At 65.2% G+C, this 16,939-nt stretch carries 18 protein-coding genes and 2 tRNA genes; 10 read left to right on the forward strand and 10 right to left on the reverse strand.

Annotated features, from left to right (window positions below; translation table 11 throughout):
- Positions 1–7: 7 nt before the first annotated feature.
- Complete coding sequence (locus B5V03_RS36910; protein ID WP_129275318.1) at positions 8–589, forward strand: flavin reductase family protein; 582 nt, start codon at positions 8–10, stop codon at positions 587–589.
- Between the two features lie 87 nt (positions 590–676).
- Positions 677–832: a hypothetical protein gene (locus B5V03_RS41870; protein ID WP_164988526.1), complete on the forward strand. Its 156-nt coding sequence runs from the start codon at positions 677–679 to the stop codon at positions 830–832.
- A gap of 113 nt (positions 833–945) precedes the next feature.
- Here B5V03_RS41870 and B5V03_RS36915 read toward each other — a convergent pair whose 3' ends face one another.
- Entirely contained in the window at positions 946–2,094 is a 1,149-nt protein-coding gene (locus B5V03_RS36915; protein WP_129275319.1) for a M20 family metallopeptidase, read from the reverse strand.
- A gap of 210 nt (positions 2,095–2,304) precedes the next feature.
- Entirely contained in the window at positions 2,305–3,555 is a 1,251-nt protein-coding gene (locus tag B5V03_RS36920) for a vanadium-dependent haloperoxidase (RefSeq protein ID WP_129275320.1), read from the reverse strand.
- A gap of 378 nt (positions 3,556–3,933) precedes the next feature.
- Between B5V03_RS36920 and B5V03_RS36925 the strand changes: the two genes are divergently transcribed.
- Positions 3,934–4,266 carry a GYD domain-containing protein gene (locus B5V03_RS36925; RefSeq protein ID WP_129275321.1) on the forward strand — a complete coding sequence of 111 codons (333 nt, stop codon included), beginning with the start codon at positions 3,934–3,936 and terminating at the stop codon, positions 4,264–4,266.
- 127 nt (positions 4,267–4,393) lie between these two features.
- Here B5V03_RS36925 and flbD read toward each other — a convergent pair whose 3' ends face one another.
- The 8 genes from flbD to B5V03_RS36965 all read right to left on the reverse strand — a co-directional run bounded on the left by flbD (position 4,394) and on the right by B5V03_RS36965 (position 12,549).
- The gene (flbD, locus tag B5V03_RS36930; protein ID WP_129275322.1) at positions 4,394–5,779 is read right to left on the reverse strand and encodes a sigma-54-dependent transcriptional regulator FlbD; all 1,386 of its coding nucleotides are present in this window, start codon (positions 5,777–5,779) and stop codon (positions 4,394–4,396) included.
- 52 nt (positions 5,780–5,831) lie between these two features.
- Entirely contained in the window at positions 5,832–6,182 is a 351-nt protein-coding gene (gene fliN, locus B5V03_RS36935; protein ID WP_129275323.1) for a flagellar motor switch protein FliN, read from the reverse strand.
- 3 nt (positions 6,183–6,185) lie between these two features.
- Entirely contained in the window at positions 6,186–6,809 is a 624-nt protein-coding gene (locus B5V03_RS36940) for a FliH/SctL family protein (protein ID WP_129275324.1), read from the reverse strand.
- Positions 6,809–7,900: a flagellar motor switch protein FliG gene (fliG, locus tag B5V03_RS36945; RefSeq protein ID WP_129275325.1), complete on the reverse strand. Its 1,092-nt coding sequence runs from the start codon at positions 7,898–7,900 to the stop codon at positions 6,809–6,811. The genes B5V03_RS36940 and fliG overlap by 1 nt, the downstream gene beginning before the upstream one ends.
- An 18-nt stretch (positions 7,901–7,918) precedes the next feature.
- Positions 7,919–9,523 (reverse strand): flagellar basal-body MS-ring/collar protein FliF, encoded by a 1,605-nt coding sequence (fliF, locus tag B5V03_RS36950; RefSeq protein ID WP_129275326.1) that lies wholly within the window; start codon positions 9,521–9,523, stop codon positions 7,919–7,921.
- Positions 9,524–9,711: 188 nt separating this feature from the next.
- A complete protein-coding gene (locus B5V03_RS36955) occupies positions 9,712–9,987 on the reverse strand; it encodes a DUF1153 domain-containing protein (protein ID WP_002714638.1) in 276 nt (91 codons plus the stop codon).
- A gap of 215 nt (positions 9,988–10,202) precedes the next feature.
- Positions 10,203–10,910 carry a flagellar hook assembly protein FlgD gene (locus B5V03_RS36960; protein WP_129275327.1) on the reverse strand — a complete coding sequence of 236 codons (708 nt, stop codon included), beginning with the start codon at positions 10,908–10,910 and terminating at the stop codon, positions 10,203–10,205.
- 13 nt (positions 10,911–10,923) lie between these two features.
- On the reverse strand, positions 10,924–12,549 hold the full coding sequence (locus B5V03_RS36965; protein ID WP_129275328.1) for a flagellar hook-length control protein FliK: 1,626 nt from the start codon (positions 12,547–12,549) through the stop codon (positions 10,924–10,926).
- A gap of 348 nt (positions 12,550–12,897) precedes the next feature.
- Here B5V03_RS36965 and mnmA point away from each other — a divergent pair, with 348 nt between their 5' ends.
- The 7 genes from mnmA (at position 12,898) to B5V03_RS37005 (ending at position 16,866) form a co-directional block, all read left to right on the forward strand.
- A complete protein-coding gene (gene mnmA, locus B5V03_RS36970) occupies positions 12,898–14,079 on the forward strand; it encodes a tRNA 2-thiouridine(34) synthase MnmA (protein ID WP_129275329.1) in 1,182 nt (393 codons plus the stop codon).
- Positions 14,080–14,100: 21 nt separating this feature from the next.
- On the forward strand, positions 14,101–14,739 hold the full coding sequence (locus tag B5V03_RS36975; protein ID WP_129275330.1) for a class I SAM-dependent methyltransferase: 639 nt from the start codon (positions 14,101–14,103) through the stop codon (positions 14,737–14,739).
- A gap of 204 nt (positions 14,740–14,943) precedes the next feature.
- Complete coding sequence (locus B5V03_RS36980) at positions 14,944–15,306, forward strand: hypothetical protein (protein WP_129275331.1); 363 nt, start codon at positions 14,944–14,946, stop codon at positions 15,304–15,306.
- Between the two features lie 303 nt (positions 15,307–15,609).
- Positions 15,610–15,686: transfer RNA gene (locus B5V03_RS36990), tRNA-Met, on the forward strand.
- A gap of 132 nt (positions 15,687–15,818) precedes the next feature.
- On the forward strand, positions 15,819–16,220 hold the full coding sequence (locus tag B5V03_RS36995; protein ID WP_129275333.1) for a VOC family protein: 402 nt from the start codon (positions 15,819–15,821) through the stop codon (positions 16,218–16,220).
- Positions 16,221–16,332: 112 nt separating this feature from the next.
- Positions 16,333–16,409: transfer RNA gene (locus B5V03_RS37000), tRNA-Met, on the forward strand.
- A gap of 295 nt (positions 16,410–16,704) precedes the next feature.
- On the forward strand, positions 16,705–16,866 hold the full coding sequence (locus B5V03_RS37005; RefSeq protein WP_129275334.1) for a DUF2934 domain-containing protein: 162 nt from the start codon (positions 16,705–16,707) through the stop codon (positions 16,864–16,866).
- Positions 16,867–16,939: the final 73 nt, after the last annotated feature.

A 16,939-nucleotide genomic window follows, 5' to 3' on the forward strand; every position in this document is an offset into this window, starting at 1 on the left:
CCATGCCATGAATGTAGTGCCTCGCGATCTCATGACTGAAATCCCCGTCTTGCCCGCCGATTTCCGCGGCGCCATGCGCCACCTCACCGGCGGCGTCAGCGTCATCACGGCCGGGCGGGGCAAGGACATCACCGGCATGACGGTGACATCGGTAACCTCGCTGTCGGTCGATCCGCCCACGCTGCTGGTCAGCATCAACCGCGATGCCTCCTCGTTCCCGCTGATCAAGCGTTACGGCGCCTTCGGGGTGAACATGCTTGCAGCCGACCAGCTCGATGTTGCCGAGCGTTTTGCCGGCAAGGGCGGCCTGAAGGGCGCCGATCGCTTTGCAGGCAGCCAATGGGTGACGTCAGTCTCGGGCGTTCCGCTGCTGGTTGGTGCCTTGTCCGCCGTCGATTGCGAGGTCGAGGAGATCGTCGAACGCCACTCGCACGGCATCGTCATCGGCCGTGTCAGGGACATCAGGAATTCGACCCGCAACGCCGCGCTGGCCTATTGGCACGGCCAGTACGTTGCGGTCGATCAGGACGAAGACGCGGCCAGGCTCGCGGAAGTCAGCGTTCCCACGCACAGCCGGCGCGGCGTTTGACCGCCAGCCCGCAGGCTGGCCTTTTCCCCGTCATCGCTCTAGAAGCGCGCCTGAGCCTTCCCGCCGGGACGGCAACGGAGCGGAACGATGAAGCGCGTCGCGACTATCGCCTTCTACGCCATCGGCGCGCTCGCGATCGCCTATCTCGCGCTCTATGCGTACGCAATGTTCAGCGGCCAGCCGATCGTGCCAGGCGATCCCATCCACATTTTTCGTAAGCCGGACGCACCGAGTTATTCGTGAGCCTCGGGAAGTCGTAGGGTGGGCAAAGGCGCCCTTGCGCCGTGCCCACGATCTTTCCGTAATGACCGAAGTCGTGGGCACGCTTCGCTTTGCCTACCCTACAGCACCTGCATTCACCCCCGCAAAATCGCCAGCGCCAGCGCCTGTGCGCGCGGCACGATGCTGTCGATCTCGAGATACTCCTCCGGCGTGTGCGCGAGCCCGCCGACGGGGCCGAGGCCGCAGATGGTCGGCGTGCCCACGGCGGCGGTGAAGCCGGAATCGGCGCAGCCGCCGGAGAACTCGCCCTGGAGCGTGGTGAGGCCGACCTTCTTTGCAGCGGCCTGATAGCCTTCGAACAGCGCCTTCGAATCCGCGCTCTGCACCACCGGCACGAACTCGCCCTTGATCGTCAGCGTCGCACTGGTGCCCGGCACATAGGACGTCGCAACGATTGTCTCGATCGCGCCCATCACCCTCGCACGATCCGCCGGATCGACATAGCGCAGGTCGATCTGGCCCTCGGCGTAAGGCGCCGTCGTGTTGACGGACTGCCCGCCCGAGACGAGGCCGACATTGAGCGTGATGCCCTTGTCGAGATCCGTCAGCGCATGGATTTTGACGATCTTGTGCGCGAGCTCGCCGATCGCACTGACGCCCGCGGCGAAGTTGGCGCCGGAATGCGCCGCTTTGCCGGTGATGGACATGTGCATGAAGATGCCGCCCTTGCGCCCCGTCACGACATTGCCCGTGGGGCGGCCCGGCTCGGAATTGAACACGGCGCGCGCGGCGCGCCCTTCGCGCTCGATCACGGGACGCGAGGAGGGCGAGCCGATCTCTTCGTCCGAGGTGATCAGCAGCTTGATCGGATGCGGTGAGCCGCCGAATTTGTGGAAAGCGGTTGCCACGAAGATGTTCATGACGACGCCGGACTTCATGTCGGCCACGCCGGGACCATAGGCGCGGTTGTCTTTGATCGTGAACGGACGGCGCCCGGCCTCGCCCTTGCCGAACACGGTGTCGCGATGCCCCATCAACAGCACCGGCTTCTCGTTGCTGCCGGGCTTTGCCACCTCGGCGTGGATCGCGTCGCCGAAGGTGGCGTCGCTCTCGCGCCGGAACGGAATGCCATGCTCGGCAAAATGCCGCTCGAACCGCGCACCGACCGCATCGACGCCTACCTTGTCATAGGACCCGGAATCGATGTTCACGACGTCGCGCAGCAGATCGATCATCGCCTGCCGCTGCGACGCCAGCCAGTCCGTGATTTGAGCTTCAGACATGTTTATCCTCGCGTGGTTCTCACGCGGGGTTATAGGGCGTTGTGTCGGCGCGACCTAGTCCCCGGATGCGGTGCCGCCATGTGTTCAGCTCCCGTAGCCCCGATGGAGCGAAGCCAAATCCGGGAATCCCGATCGCTGAGCCAACCCCGGATTGCGCTTCGCTCTATCGGGGCTACGGCGCTGTTTCGTAGCCCGGACGGACGTACGATCCTAACGGCTCGGCTCCGCCATCGCTTCCACGCCGCGAAGCTGTGTGGCGACGGTCAGCGCGCCGATCTTCCGGCCCATGTCCTTGCCGATCTCGGTCGAGAACCGGTAGTGGAAGCCGGCCCAGATGCGGGCGTTGGAGACTTCGTCGCTATAGTCCTGGAGCCGCGTCCATTTGCGCGTGACGCCTGGTGCCGTGGGGCTGGTCAGTGAGAACTCGCCGAAATCTCCAACGACAGTCTGGAGCACGGTCGAAATCGCTGCCGACGTAATGCAGTGAGCGCAGGGATATTCCGGATGCATCGGCGTGTCCCCCAGTGGAAGCCACGACGCTTCGCGAGGCGTCGCTGCATTCGACGTCAGGTCCGCGTTGCGGATGGCCGTGATCGGCCGCCAGAAATTGTAATGGTATTTTGCGTCGAACACGGCGACCAGGGCGTCGTTGCCCGCAATTGACGTCAACGCGTACAGCCGGGCGCAGTCGACGAGATCCATGCCCTTGGCCATTGCCGCCTGCCTCACGATCGGATTGTAGGTGCGGGCCCCGACAAAGAACCAGAACCGACCGACCGTCGTTTGCTCGGGCGTCCGAGTCGGGCTGCTTCGGCTGCCGACCTCGCGGATTTCGTTGACGTCCCGCGTCCACACCTCCGAACCAAGCGCCGGCGGCGGGCCGGGGCGAAACTGGGACCCGGCGGTCATGACCCAGGGCGTTGTCGCGCCCACGGTCGAGAACAGCGGGACGGTTGTCGGAACGTAGGCGCCCGGTGTCGTCAGGGGCCGGTAGGTTTCAGGAGCGGCGCTGCCGTCGTTCGCACGAAGCGCGATGATCTGCATCGCAGACTCTTTGCCGAGGCTGATGCCCGCGACCTTGGACTCGCCGTCGGCGATCGGTGCCAGAGAATTCGTCAACGCCGCGTCCAGGTCCGGCTTGAGGTCCGGATAGAGCGACAGCAGCACGTCGTGAGCCGCAACTGCCGCCGCAGCTTCCCGCGACGTCGAACGGTCCGCGGACAAGGCGAGCTTGTAGGGCGCGTACCGGCGATCGATCGCGTTGACCGCCTCGAACATCGCGACGTGCATCATGGACAAGGCGCGGCTGTGGGGCGCCGGAAGGATTTGCTTCTCGGTGGCGATCGCGTCGGCCTTTGCATTCCAGTCCATGATCATGTCGGCGCGTGCAAGCGGCGCCGAGGCTGCGATCAGCGTTACAATCAGCGACAGGCGGGAGATGGTCCACGACGAGTGTTTCATGGCATGCCCTTTCGGTGTGAAGGACGTTTCGCGAGACCGATGCGGCTCCGCCCGGCATCACGCCGCGCTACTCCGGGATATTAGCAAGCTTCATGCGGATCGATTGTGAATTGCTTCACTCAGCCCGCGGCCTCAACCGCCGAGAGGCAGAGCTTTCCGGCCGGCAGAATAGTTGCGGTCCCGAATGGGTAGCTTGGCTTACCGTTCGCGCTGTTGGGTGGAGTCGGCTATAGTCAGAACAAGCTGCCAGTTGGACGTGCCGAAGTCCGTAGGTCGATTTTCAAGGCAGCTCGCATGCCGTCGGCAGGCCGTGCCTCGCTCTCGTTTCAGAGCGCTTTTTCCAAGACTGTCGTCGCTGTAACCTCAACGGAGAGAAACATGCCGTTGTTCATCTCGTACGTCTCATACTCAAATTCCGGCATCAAGGGATTGGTCGACAAGCCGGCCGATCGCACCGCGATCATCGGTGCGATGGTCGAGCAGGCCGGCGGGAAGCTCCAGGGAGCATTCATGACCACCGGCTCGCATGATGCGCTGCTCGTGACGGAGTTGCCTGATGGGGCAGATGCTGTCGCCATCGGGATGGCCGCCGCCGCGAGCGGTGCCATTGCCAAGATCGAGACGGTCCGCGCCTGGAAGATGAGCGAATTCAAACCTATCGCGGAAAAGGCTGCGAAGCTCGCAAGCGTCTACGTACCTCCAGGCAAGTAGGCCGCCGCGAGCGCGCGCCGCCATGACATCAGATACCTGGTCGCCGTGGCGGGGCCGTCCCGGGCCATCCACGCGCTTTATGGAAACGCCCGGCGGCGGGGCATGATGAGGCGTGCAAGCTGTTGGCTCACGCCCCCACCATCGGCATCCGCGGATATTCCCCGGGCGTGCCCGCCGGCGTGATCGGGATGCCGCCGTCGGAATATTCGTTGAGCTTGTTGCGCAACGTGCGGATCGAGATGCCCAGGATGTTGGCGGCATGGGTGCGGTTGCCGAGGCAGTGCTTCAGCGTCTCCAGGATCAAATCGCGCTCGACGTCGGCAACGGTGCGCCCCACAAGCGCGCGCGTCACCTGCTCGGCGGCCATCGTCGCGTGCGCCACCGCCGGTACCGTCTTGGCGAGGTCGAGGCGGTCGCCGTCCGGCGTGAGGATGGCGTCGGGACCGATCTCGTCGCCCTGCGCCATCAGCACCGCGCGGTGCATGGTGTTTTCGAGCTCGCGGACGTTGCCCTGCCAGCGGTTGGTGGAGAGCACGCGGCGGGCGTCTGCCGAGATGGGGCGCATCGGTACGCCGTTGGCCTCGGCATACTTCTTCACGAAGTGCTGGGCGAGTTCGAGGATGTCGAGGGGACGCTCGCGCAGCGGCGGGATCTTCAGGTTCACGACGTTAAGGCGGAACAGCAGATCCTCGCGGAACGTGCCTTCGCGCACGGCTTCCACCAGGTTGCGGTTCGAGGTCGCGATGATGCGGATGTCCACGGGGACCGGCTTGGTGCCGCCGACGCGATCGATGACGCGCTCCTGAATGGCGCGCAACAGCTTCGATTGTAGGCGGACGTCCATCTCCGAGATTTCGTCCAGCAGCAGCGTGCCGCCGGTCGCTTCCTCGAACTTGCCGATGCGGCGGGCGATCGCGCCGGTGAAGGCACCCTTCTCGTGGCCGAACAGCTCGGACTCCAGCAGATGCTCGGGGATCGCGGCGCAGTTGATCGAGATGAACGGGCGCTTGGCGCGGGCCGAGCGGGTGTGGACGTAGCGGGCCAGCACTTCCTTGCCGGTTCCGGATTCGCCGGTGACCATCACGGAAGCGTCCGAGCCCGCGATCTGCTGCGCGAGCTTGATGACCTTCGCCATCGCCTCGTCGCGATAAACCAGCTCGCGGGAATCGTTGGCGACAGCGGCCAGCACGGCTGCGATCAGCTCCGGGTCCGGCGGCAGCGGGATGTATTCCTTGGCGCCGGCGTGGATCGCGGCAACCGCGGCGCGGGCATCGTTGGTGATGCCGCAGGCGACGATCGGAGCGTGGATGTGCTCGGCCTCGAGCCGCATCACGAGGTCGCGGATGTCGAGGGCGACGTCGACCAGCAGAAGGTCGGCACCCTTGCCGCCGCGCAGCACCCGCATCGCCTGCTCGTGATCCTCGGCATGGGTCACGGTGGCGCCGTTATCCATCGCGATCTTGGTGGCGGTGGTGAGCTGGCCCTTCAATGTGCCAACGATGAGAAGCCGCATGTCAGTCTCCTGTCCGTCTGGTCGCGCTGCCGCGCGTCATTCCTTGTTCGCTTTACGCGCGTTCGGTCTTGATGATTTCGGTCATGGTCACGCCGAGTTTGTCCTCGACCAGGACGACTTCGCCGCGGGCGACCAGCTTGTTGTTGACGTAGATGTCGATGGCCTCGCCGACACGCCGGTCGAGCTCGAGCACGGTGCCGGGCCCGAGCTTCAACAGCTCGCTGACGTCCATCTTGGAGCGGCCGAGCACGGCCGAGACCTGCACCGGCACGTCGAACACGGCCTCCAGATCGGCGGCGGCGCGCGCCGCATATTCGTCCTCGCTGTACCCGACGTCCGTACCGGTCGGCGGCATTGGGCCGTTGAGATCGGGCAGCGGGACCTGTCCGTCGGTGTCGCTCATGGCTTAGCTCCCCCTCCGGGACGCGATATAGCGTCCGACCATTTCGTCGATCTTGGCCGCGATGGCGCCGCGTTCCAGCACGACGCCGCCATCGGCCCATTCGATCCTGCAGTCGCCGGTCGCGATTTCAGGCTCGGCGAGGATCACGAGGCGGCCCTCGAAGCCGCTCTGCTTGGCGAGCCGCTCGATCTTCTCGCGCGCGCTGTCGTAGAGCGCGTCGTTGATGCGAACGACGAGATGCGGGGTGGCGACCAGATGCGAGAAGCAGTCCTTGACCAGCGCCATGATCTCGCCGAGCGGCTCGGCGGCGACCAGGTCGGCGCACAGCTTGCGCGCCACCGCGATCGCGACGTCGACCGCCTCGGTCTCCATCTTGCTCTCGATGTTGCCAATGCCGGACGCGATGCCCCGGACGCCGATGTTGATCTCTTCCATGGCGAGCGCAACGCGGCGGTCGCTCTCGGCCTTGGCTTCGCGCTGGCCGGCGGCAAAGCCGTCCTGATAGGCGCGCGCCTCCGCTTCCGCGACCTTCTGCGCGATCTCGGCGGCGGTCGCAGCCTTCTCGCGTGGCGACCGCTCGGGCGCCGCGAAGTCGGTGTCGAACAGGAATTTAGCCGGAGCGCCCATCAATACACCAGCTCGTCGTCAGCGCGGTTCTTGGTCAGCATGATCTCACCCTTGGCGGCGAGGTCCTTGGCGAGGTTGACGAGCAGCGCCTGGGCCTCGTCGACGTCGCGCAGACGGACCGGGCCCATCGCTGCCATGTCGTCCTGGAGCATTTTTGCCGCGCGCGAGGACATGTTGCCGAAGAAGAAGTTGCGGACGTCCTCGTTGGCGCTCTTGAGCGCGACGCCGAGCTTGTCCTTGTCGACATTGCGCATCAAGGTCTGGGCCGAGCCGGAATCGAGCTTCACGAGGTCGTCGAAGGTGAACATCAGCGCCTTGATGCGCTCGGCCGATTCGCGGTTGTCCTCTTCGAGCGAGGTGATGAAGCGGGTTTCGGTCTGGCGGTCGAAATTGTTGAAGATTTCCGCCATCACTTCGTGGGCATCACGGCGGCGGGTCTGCGAGAGGTTGGACATGAATTCGGTGCGCAGCGTCTTCTCCACGCTCTCGATCACCTCCTTCTGGACCGCCTCCATCTTCAGCATGCGGTTGACGACGTCGAGCGCGAGATCCTCGGGGAAGATGCCGAGCACGCGCGCGGCATGCTCCGGCTTCAGCTTCGACAGCACCACCGCGATGGTCTGCGGATATTCGTTCTTGAGATAGTTGGCGAGCACCTCTTCCTGCACGTTGGAGAGCTTCTCCCACATGTTGCGGCCGGCGGGGCCGCGGATCTCGTCCATGATGCCGTTGACGCGCTCGGGCGCCAGGTACTGCTGGAGCAGCCGCTCGGTGGCGTCGAAATTGCCCATCAGCGCGCCCGAGGCCGACATGCGCGAGACGAATTCGAGCAGCATGTCCTCGACGGTGTCGACCTCGACGGTGCCGAGCGTCGACATTTCCAGCGAGAGCTGGCGCACCTCGTCGTCGTCGAGCAGCGACCAGATCTTGCCGCCATATTGCTCGCCGAGCGCCAGCATCAGGATCGCGGCGCGCTTCGGTCCCGCCACCGCTTCGATCTTGGCGCCCGCGCGGCTGCCGGCACGCTGACCGAGCGTGGAGATCACGCTGGTGATGTCGTTCGAGTTGGCGTTTTGCAAATTGCCGGCCATGTCAGTTCACTTCTCGAATCATTTTGCGGGTTCGGTCAGCCATTGACGGATGATGGCGACGGTTTCGTTGGGGTTGCGCTCGGCGAGCTCGCCGACGCGATGAACGGACTGGGCGTGGACCTGGCCCTGGATGGTGGCGACGTCGATCGCGCTCGCGGCGCCGCTCGGCAGCAGCGGCTGGGCCGGCGTGGGCTCTTCCGCGGCCGGGCCGGTGAGGACGCCGGAGATCGCGGCGGCGACTTCGTCGGAGGCGAGGATGCGCTTGACCAGCGGGCGGATCACCATGAACAGCACGACGAGGCCCAGCAGCATCATCACGCCGAGCTCGACGAAGTACATGACGTCGTCCTTGGTGAACTGAAGCATGCCGAGGAAGCCGGAGGGCTCGGCGATCGGGGCGGTGGAGGGCGCATCGGCAAAGCGCAGATTGACGACCTCGACCTGGTCGCCGCGCTTCTGGTCGAAGCCGATCGCCGAGCGGACCAGGGCGGCGATGCGGTCGAGCTGCTCCTTGCTGCGGTCGGTGTAGGCCAGTTCGCCCTTGTCATTCTTGGTGTAGATGCCGTCGACCAGCACCGCGACCGAAATGCGGTTGACCCGGCCGGCCTCGGTCACCTCGGTCTTGGTGGTGCGGGAGATCTCGTAATTGTTGGTCTCCTCGGTCTTCTTGCTCTGGTCCTTGGCCGCGACGCCGCTGTTCTGCTGCTGGCCCGGAAGCTCGTTGTTGACGGTGACCTGGCCGTTGTTGTCGGCGGTCATGCTGCTTTCTTCGCGGGTCTGGGTCGAGCGCAGCACGCGGCCCTCGGGGTCGAACTTGTCCGAGGTCTGGGTGACCTTGTTGAAGTCGAAATCGGCGGAGAGCTGGACGCGGGCACGGCCGGAGCCGACGACCGAGGACACGATGTCCTCGACCTGCTTGCGCATCCGCTTCTCGAAGGCGGTGCGGCGTTCGTCGCCGACCGCCTGGTCCGCATCGGTCGCGGCACCGTCGGCCAGCAACTGGCCGGATTCATCGACGATCGAAACCCGCTGCGGCTTCAGCCCGTTGACGGCAGAGGCGACGAGGTGACGGATGGCGCGGATCTGCTGCGCCTCCAGCGCCCCGCGGACCCGGACCACGATCGAGGCCGACGGCTCCGGCGCCTCGCGCGAGAACAGCGGGCGCTCGGGCAAGACGAGGTGGACGCGGGCGGCCTGGATCCGGTCGATGGCGCGGATGGTGCGGGCGAGCTCGCCTTCCAGCGCGCGCAGATGATTGATGTTCTGGACGAAGGAGGTGGTGCCGAGCGCATCCGACTTGTCGAACACCTCGTAGCCGACGCCGCCGCCCTTGGGCAGGCCGCCCTCGGCGAGCTTCATCCGCAGGCGCGTGACCTTGTCCTTGGGCACCATGATGATGCTGCCCTCATTACGGATCTCGAACTGGATGCCCTGGCGCTCCAAGTCCTTGATAATGCCGGAAGAATCTTCGACCGAGAGGTCGGTGAACAGCGTCGTCATCTGCGGCGTGGTGACGCGCATGATGACGAACGCGAAAAAGCCGACGAGCGCGGCGGTGACCGCGATCATCGCCCCGAACCGGGCGGCGCCGATACCCTTTAAGAAGTCCGCAAGACCTTGCAAGCAACCGCCCCGAAGCTTCGACCCGCAACTGAGCGGCCGACTGGGCAATTATTGCCTAGGTGATGGTTTCGATATGGTTAACGAAGGTTAAGAGCTCGGACAAAAGTCGCGCCAAAACGAAACATGAAAAAAATCGGCCTCGCAAGGCGAGGCCGATTTTCGTCAAAAGCCGCAGATTTCCGGATCGCTTACTGGCGATATTGCTGGATGCGGGTGGTGCGAAGACCCGCCAGACCGTGCTGGTCGATGGAAAACTGCCAGGAAAGGAATTCGTCAACCGTCAGGGTATAACGGCTGCAGGCCTCCTCGAGGGAGAGAAGTCCGCCACGCACAGCAGCGACGACTTCGGCCTTGCGGCGGATGACCCAGCGTTTGGTACCGGGCGCGGGCAGATCTGCAATCGTCAGCGGACTGCCGTCCGGCCCGATGACGTATTTTACCCTCGGGCGATGGGGTTCTGTCATGGCGTACTCACAAACTCTCAACCACTGAACTCACATTGAAACCGTACGCGCGGCGGCTTAAAAATCCGCTAAGCCTAAGGCTTCAATACAATTCTCGTTGAAACTTGCGGGAACGCGGGCCGCTCGGCCGGTGGAACGGTGGTATCCGGGCCGGTCGAGGGGGTCTTCGTAAATACTTTACTAACAAACAGGGCGCATCGGGCGCCGCGCGAGCCTTAGTTGCTGCTGGTGGCGATGATGCTCTTGACCTGGCTCAGCGTGTAGCTGGCGCCGTCGATGCTGAGCAGCGGCGGCGACTGGGTCAGATCGACGGACGACACCACGCCCTGCACCTGGGCGGCGATGCCGACATTGTTGTTCGCGACGTCCTTGCCGGTGGCCGAGATCGTGTACTTGCCGTCGGGCCATTGGGTGCCGTCATTGCCCATTCCGTTCCAGGTGAAGGGAATGTCGGTGCCGGCCGCGGCAGTATATTTTCCGGTGAAGACCGTCTGACCGCTGGAATTGGCGATGGTGATGTCGACGGTGGAGTCGCTGGGCACGTTGAGATGCCAGGTCGCCGACGACTTGGTCATGGTCGCGGTCGAGCCGTCGACCAGCGCGGTCTTGCCGACGAAGCCCAGCGCCTGGGTCGCCTGCGTGGTCTTCTCGAGGGTGACGAGCTGGGACAGCGAATCGTTGGTCTTGAGCTGCTGCTCGACGCCGGCGAATTGCACCAGCTGCTGGGTGAACTGGTTGGTGTCGAGCGGGGAGAGCGGGTTCTGGTTCTGCAGCTGTGTCGTCAGCAGCGTCAGGAAGGTCTGGAAATTGCCGGCGAGCGTCGCGCCGGTGGACGAGCCCAGCGAGCTCGACGAGGACGACTTCGGGACGTCGGTGGTCCCGGAGACGGGGGTCGGGGCGCTGGTGGCATTCGTGGTGGTCATTTGCGAATACTCCTCACACTCTGATGTCGACGCCGCTGCTCGATCCGAGCATGCGGCCGTAGCCGCGCCCGACGGGCGCAGCCGCAACGGTGTCGTCCTCGCTGATGATCAGCCGGCGGGAATTGCCGCCATTGTCGTTGTTCTGGCCGGACTGCTGGCCCGATGAATTCTGGTCGCGCAGGCTGAAGGACAGCCCGTTGCTGCCGGTCTTGAAGCCGGCATCGTCGAGCGCGCGCTGCAATTGCGGCGCGTCCTGCTTCAGCATCGCCAGCGTCTCCGGCTTCTCCACCGTGAGATGGGAGGTGACCTGGCCGTTGCGGTCGACATTGACGCGGACGTCGATGCGGCCGAGATCGATCGGATCGAGGCTGATGTCGAACCGCGTCTTGCCGGCGCGGACGGCGGCGGCAATCTCGATCGGCACGCCGCTGATCGGCACGGTATTGGCGTTCGCCGCGGTCGCGGTGAGCATTGCGGTGGAAGCGGTCGCGGCCGAAATCGTGTTGGTCACCGGCGCCTGGATGGCAGAGGTCGCCTGTGCGCTGGTGTCGGTCGTGGCGATGGTCGCCTGCGTATCCGCATGCGCGTGTGGTGTAGCTGTTGCCGGGGTCGCATCGGCGCGGTCGGAGACCGCAGACTTGGCGTCGGTCGTGCCGGCGTCGGCCTGCGGCTTGGCGCCTTGCGGATGCGCGGCGGCGTTGGCGGCCGTTGCGGGAGTCTGCGCTGCGGCGGCGTTCGCCTTAGCCCCGTCCTGGCCGATATTGGAGACGTCGCTGCCGCCTTGCGCGGCAACGGCAGCCTTGAACGAGGTTTTCGGCGTGCCCGGGTCGACCGCGGCGATCAATCCGCCATTGGTCTTGGCATCGGTCGCGGTCGCATCGGTCGTGCCGGTGGCGATATCGCCGAGTGTCGTCGTCGTGCTGGCATCGACCTTGGCGGCGGCCGTCTTGGCGCTCTTGTCACCAGGCGTCGCAGTATCGGTCTTGCCGCCTGCGATCTGCGCGGCGGTTGACGTGCTGGCGGCGATGCCGGCAGCGGCGATCGTCAGCGGCGAGGAGGTCGCGGCCTGGCTGGCGGCCGCGTTCGGGTCGACCGGCACCACAGGCGCGGCAACCGGGATAGCAGTCGGATCCGGCACGGCGGTCTGCGTCGCGTCGACTTGTGCGGTCGCGGCGGCATCGACGGCGGCGGCGAGCCCGTCGGTGCCGTCGGTCTTGCCATCCTTGGTCTTGTCGGATTTGTCGGCCGATTTGGTGTCGAAGCCCTCGGACTTGGTCTTGCCGTCAGCCTTTGACGTATCTTTGGACGTATCCGTGGATGCATCTTTGGACGCATCGGCCGACGTATCGGTCTTGGCGGGCGCGGAATTGTCGGTGTTGTCGCTCGCCTTGCTTTGCGAGGAGGGGTCCCTGGAGGAGGTATCTCGCGGGCTCTTGTCCGAGCTGGACGACGAATCCGCCCGGCGCGGCGCGCTATCCTGCGACGACGAACTGTTGCTGATCGCCTGGGTGTTGCTGTCGACCAGCGAGCCGAAGGAGTCGCTGCTGGACGTGTCTTTCGAGCTCTGTGACCTCGCAGACTTTTGCTGCGCGCTCTGGACAGGCACGCTTGCCGCTACATCTGACGTCCGACCAACCACGGCATACCCCTTGGAAACATCTTCGGCATAAGGGGTAGCAAGGAGTGGGCCATCCCTGTATTTTGCGGTTTTATCAAGTGAAATCAATATATTGATGGATTTGCGCCGCCGCCACGAAGGCGGCAAAAACCCCGTCATTTCTGCCGCCCCGGCAAGAATTGCCCTAAGCTTAAGGCCAGCGCGATTGCTTCACCGGAATGCGGCCTATATTAAAGAGGCAGCTCTCAGCCGCTTTCGACCGGGCAGACCGTGCCTCCGGGGGAACCAGGTTCCCGGGGGATCGCCGATGTCCCGCCGGAGGCATAGAAATCGCGGATCGCGAAACGCCGCCGTCACATCTTGAAAGCCATGCTCAACAGTCTGGATCTCGAAGGCCGTCCTGAGGATACCAGGGTCGTCGTTGCCATGTCGGGCGGCGTCGATTCCTCGACGACGGCTGCGCTGTTGAAGGCCGAGGGCTATGACGTCGTCGGCATCACGCTGCAGCTCTACGACCATGGCGCGGCGACCCACCGCAAGGGCGCCTGCTGCGCCGGCCAGGACATCCACGACGCCCGTGACGTCGCGGCAAAGCTCGGCATTCCCCATTACGTGCTCGATTACGAGGATCGCTTTCGCGAGTCCGTCATCGACAATTTCGCCGATAGCTACGCGCTCGGCGAGACGCCGGTGCCGTGCATCGAGTGCAACCGCAGCGTAAAATTCCGCGACCTGCTGAAGACCGCCCGCGAGCTCGGTGCGCAGGCGCTTGCCACCGGCCATTACGTCGCCTCGCGCCGTCGCGACGACGGCTCGCGCGCGCTGGTGTGTGCCGCCGACAGCGATCGCGACCAGAGCTATTTCCTGTTCGCGACCACGCAGTCGCAGCTCGACTTCCTGCGCTTCCCGCTCGGCGACATGACCAAGCCCGAGACGCGCGAGCTTGCGCGCCGCTACGGCCTGAGCGTCGCCGACAAGCACGACAGCCAGGACATCTGCTTCGTGCCGACGGGCCGCTACACCGACATCATCACCCGGCTCCGTCCAAACGCGATGGACCCCGGCGACATCGTCGATCTCGACGGCCACGTGCTCGGCCAGCATCACGGCATCGCCAATTTCACCGTCGGCCAGCGCCGCGGCCTCGGCATCGCGGCAGCCGCGCCGCTGTTCGTGGTGCGTCTCGATGCCCCGGGCCGCCGCGTCGTCGTCGGCCCGCGCGATGCGCTGAAGATGCATCGCATCTCCTTGCGCGACGTCAACTGGATCGGCGGCGGCGACATCGACCGCGCCATCGGAGCCGGCCTCGAGCTGTTCGTGCGGGTGCGCTCGACCCGCGCGCCGCAGCCGGCATGGCTGCGCGGTGCGAACGGCCATTACGAGGTCGAGCTGGTCGCCGGCGAAGAGGGCGTCTCGCCGGGCCAGGCCTGCGTGTTCTACGACGCGCCCAGCGGGCAGGCGCGCGTGCTCGGCGGCGGCTTCATTCAAAGCGCGGCGGCGAAGGCAGCGACGAGCACGGCGAGGCCGCTCGCAGAAGCGGTTCGCGGCTAAAAAAATACTGGGGCAGGGGGCATGGCAGCAGACATCTCGCGGGCCGGGGTCGAGAAGGCCTATGGCCGCTGGGCGCCGGTCTATGATCTCGTGTTCGGCAAGGTGTTCGACGCCGGACGGCAGTCGACCATCGCCGAGGCCGACCGCATCGGAGGCCGCATCCTCGACGTCGGCGTCGGCACGGGTCTGTCGCTGTCCGACTATTCGCGCACCACCAAAATCTGCGGCGTCGACATCTCCGAGCCGATGCTGCGCAAGGCGCAATCGCGCGTGCGCGCGCTGCGGCTGTCGAATGTCGAAGTGCTCTCGGTGATGGACGCGAAAAACCTCGCCTTCCCCGCAAACTTCTTCGACGCCGTGGTGGCGCAATACGTCATCACCGCCGTGCCCGATCCCGAAGGCACGCTCGACGAGTTCGTGCGCGTGCTCAAGCCCGGCGGCGAACTGATCCTCGTCAACCACATCGGCGCGGAAAAGGGGTTTCGCAAACTCTCCGAGCTCGCCTTCGCACCGCTCGCCCGCCGGCTCGGCTGGCGCCCGGAATTCCCGTGGCAGCGCCTCGTCGACTGGGCCGCCAAACACGGCGGCGTCACGCTCGCCGAGCGCCGCCCGATGCCGCCAATGGGCCATTTTTCGCTGATCCGGTATCACAAATCGTAAGCGCGAACGGTGCCGACGATGCGCACCGACCTCTCCCCAGCCGTCATTGCGAGCGCAGCGACGCAATCCAGAGTCCCTCCGCGGAAAGATTCTGGATTGCTTCGCTGCGCTCGCAATGACGATGGGGAAACCTGAGGGACCCAAACCCCGATCACATCGCGTTTCGCCAGGGAACATCGCCCCTTCCCCGCGCGTTTCCCTTCCATGCGCACCACATCAAACATCATCCTGGCCAGCCTCCTGATCACCGCCTCAGGCGTCGCGATCGCGCAGGCCCCGCCCGCCCCGGCAACGCCGCCGCAAGCGACCGCGCCGCCATCCCCGCAGCACGCCGCCAACTGCCTGCCGCAGGACCGCCCGAACCGCGCCGCCACGCCCGACGGCACCACCACCGGCCAGTCCCGGGAACCGCTCGGCGACAAGCTGGCAAAATCCGACGGCGTGCTCTGCCCGCCCGCCGGCGTCGACCCCGACATGCACGCTCCGGCCCCCGACACCGGTGCCAATACCCCAGTCATCCCGCCTCCCGGCAGCCCCGGCGGCGACCCGAATGTGAGGCCGAAATAGCTTGTCGCGCCGAAGCCCTGGCGAAGGCGGAGGCCTGTTCCCTATCCCCAAACTCCGTCATGCCCGGGCTCGTCCCGGGCATCGACGTTCTCCGGGCAGCGAACAAGGTCGTGGATGGCCGGGACAAGCCCGGCCCGGCCGTAGCGGCAAAAAGGCCAATATTCCCGGCGACTTGTCTCGCCATAGCCTTGGCTTAGGCGGGAGGGGGAAGCTTTTCGCAAACGCGGATTGACTTCCCGCCGCCCCCCTCATTATATGCCGCGCGTTCGCGAGATCGGCCGTAACAGCCGTTCGCGACCCTGTGGCGGGGTAGCTCAGCTGGTTAGAGCACGGGAATCATAATCCTGGGGTCGGGGGTTCGAGTCCCTCTCCCGCTACCAATTAACTCCCCAGGCTCCCATTTGATCGCTCGGCAGAACTCGGCCAATCCCGATGCATGGCGCCGGGTCTGTGAGAGCGGTCGGTTGTGCTGTTTGCGCAAGCAGGCGCCATAACGGTGGGGAGTGAGCGACATGGTCAATGGTCTGCCAAGCGAAGTCGAAGTCATCACGCTGTTCGTCGATGACATTGCGTCTTCGAAGGCGTTCTACGGCAAGGTTTTCACAGCCGAGACAGTCTGGGAGGATGCCGTGTCGTCTGTATTGAGATTCGGCGGGCTCCTGATCAATCTTCTTGATATGTCTCAGGCGCCTCAGCTCGTCGAGCCGTTGCCTGTTGGGCCGTCTTCCGGAGGAGCCCGCGCACTGTTGACGATCAGGGTCGCCGACGTCGATGAGGTGTGCTCCGCCCTTCGAAGGATTGGTGTCGAGCTGCTCAATGGCCCGGTCGACCGTCCATGGGGACGGCGAACCGCATCCTTCGCCGACCCGTCAGGTCATGTCTGGGAGATCGCTCAGCTGATCGGACGGACGTAGGCGTGCGACGAACGTGGCTGGCTGACCAAGGCGAGAGGTTCCGCAGCCGCGCCGCTTCCTTATATGCCGCGCGTTCGCGAGCTCGGCCGTATCAGGCCGCCGCGATCCCCGTGGCGGGGTAGCTCAGCTGGTCAGAGCGCGGGAATCATAATCCTGGGGTCGGGGGTTCGAGTCCCTCTCCCGCGACCATTTCGATCTCACCTCTTTCCCGATATCTGTCAGCCGCGACTTGGGTCCATCAGCGTGACCCATGTCTTGCTGTGCCGTTGTCCGGCATGTCCCTTCGCGCGGCAACGTCCCACTGCATTCCTCAACGCGGGTCGGACAAAAGGCACGCCGGATCGCACGCGCGGCTAGGAACTCCCGCGCACGATCAAGGCTTGAATCCGCGGGCCAGAATCGCCGCCGATCGCTGGCCTGCACGGCCCGCCTCCAAGCCCCCCATATCCCCAGGGTGGGCCGTGCTTCACAGCAGGAGATGCAATTGTCCGAGCCGACCGAGCAAGAGATCAGAGACCGCGCGCACCGCTTGTGGGAGCAGGCCGGCAAGCCCAAAGGCCGTGAGGAAGAGTTTTGGCACGCGGCCGAGCAGGAGCTGCGCAACGAGGACAAGGCGAGCACGTTGCGGACGCCGGATACACTGTAACCGACAAGATCTGCCCGTTCTGCCAGGGTCTGGGATGGGACTGCGAAAACCATCCACTCCGGGTCTGGAGCGA

Origin of the sequence: Bradyrhizobium betae, from assembly GCF_004123905.1 — a bacterium.
GTDB lineage: Bacteria > Pseudomonadota > Alphaproteobacteria > Rhizobiales > Xanthobacteraceae > Bradyrhizobium > Bradyrhizobium betae_A.

Bases quoted from the DNA above. Each gene is read 5' to 3' on its own strand.
- B5V03_RS36910 (WP_129275318.1), top strand. From the start codon at position 8: ATGAATGTAGTGCCTCGCGATCTCATGACTGAAATCCCCGTCTTGCCC.
- B5V03_RS41870 (WP_164988526.1), top strand. From the start codon at position 677: ATGAAGCGCGTCGCGACTATCGCCTTCTACGCCATCGGCGCGCTCGCG.
- B5V03_RS36915 (WP_129275319.1), bottom strand. From the start codon at position 2,094: ATGTCTGAAGCTCAAATCACGGACTGGCTGGCGTCGCAGCGGCAGGCG.
- B5V03_RS36920 (WP_129275320.1), bottom strand. From the start codon at position 3,555: ATGAAACACTCGTCGTGGACCATCTCCCGCCTGTCGCTGATTGTAACG.
- B5V03_RS36925 (WP_129275321.1), top strand. From the start codon at position 3,934: ATGCCGTTGTTCATCTCGTACGTCTCATACTCAAATTCCGGCATCAAG.
- flbD (WP_129275322.1), bottom strand. From the start codon at position 5,779: ATGCGGCTTCTCATCGTTGGCACATTGAAGGGCCAGCTCACCACCGCC.
- fliN (WP_129275323.1), bottom strand. From the start codon at position 6,182: ATGAGCGACACCGACGGACAGGTCCCGCTGCCCGATCTCAACGGCCCA.
- B5V03_RS36940 (WP_129275324.1), bottom strand. From the start codon at position 6,809: ATGGGCGCTCCGGCTAAATTCCTGTTCGACACCGACTTCGCGGCGCCC.
- fliG (WP_129275325.1), bottom strand. From the start codon at position 7,900: ATGGCCGGCAATTTGCAAAACGCCAACTCGAACGACATCACCAGCGTG.
- B5V03_RS36955 (WP_002714638.1), bottom strand. From the start codon at position 9,987: ATGACAGAACCCCATCGCCCGAGGGTAAAATACGTCATCGGGCCGGAC.
- B5V03_RS36960 (WP_129275327.1), bottom strand. From the start codon at position 10,910: ATGACCACCACGAATGCCACCAGCGCCCCGACCCCCGTCTCCGGGACC.
- mnmA (WP_129275329.1), top strand. From the start codon at position 12,898: ATGCTCAACAGTCTGGATCTCGAAGGCCGTCCTGAGGATACCAGGGTC.
- B5V03_RS36975 (WP_129275330.1), top strand. From the start codon at position 14,101: ATGGCAGCAGACATCTCGCGGGCCGGGGTCGAGAAGGCCTATGGCCGC.
- B5V03_RS36980 (WP_129275331.1), top strand. From the start codon at position 14,944: ATGCGCACCACATCAAACATCATCCTGGCCAGCCTCCTGATCACCGCC.
- B5V03_RS36995 (WP_129275333.1), top strand. From the start codon at position 15,819: ATGGTCAATGGTCTGCCAAGCGAAGTCGAAGTCATCACGCTGTTCGTC.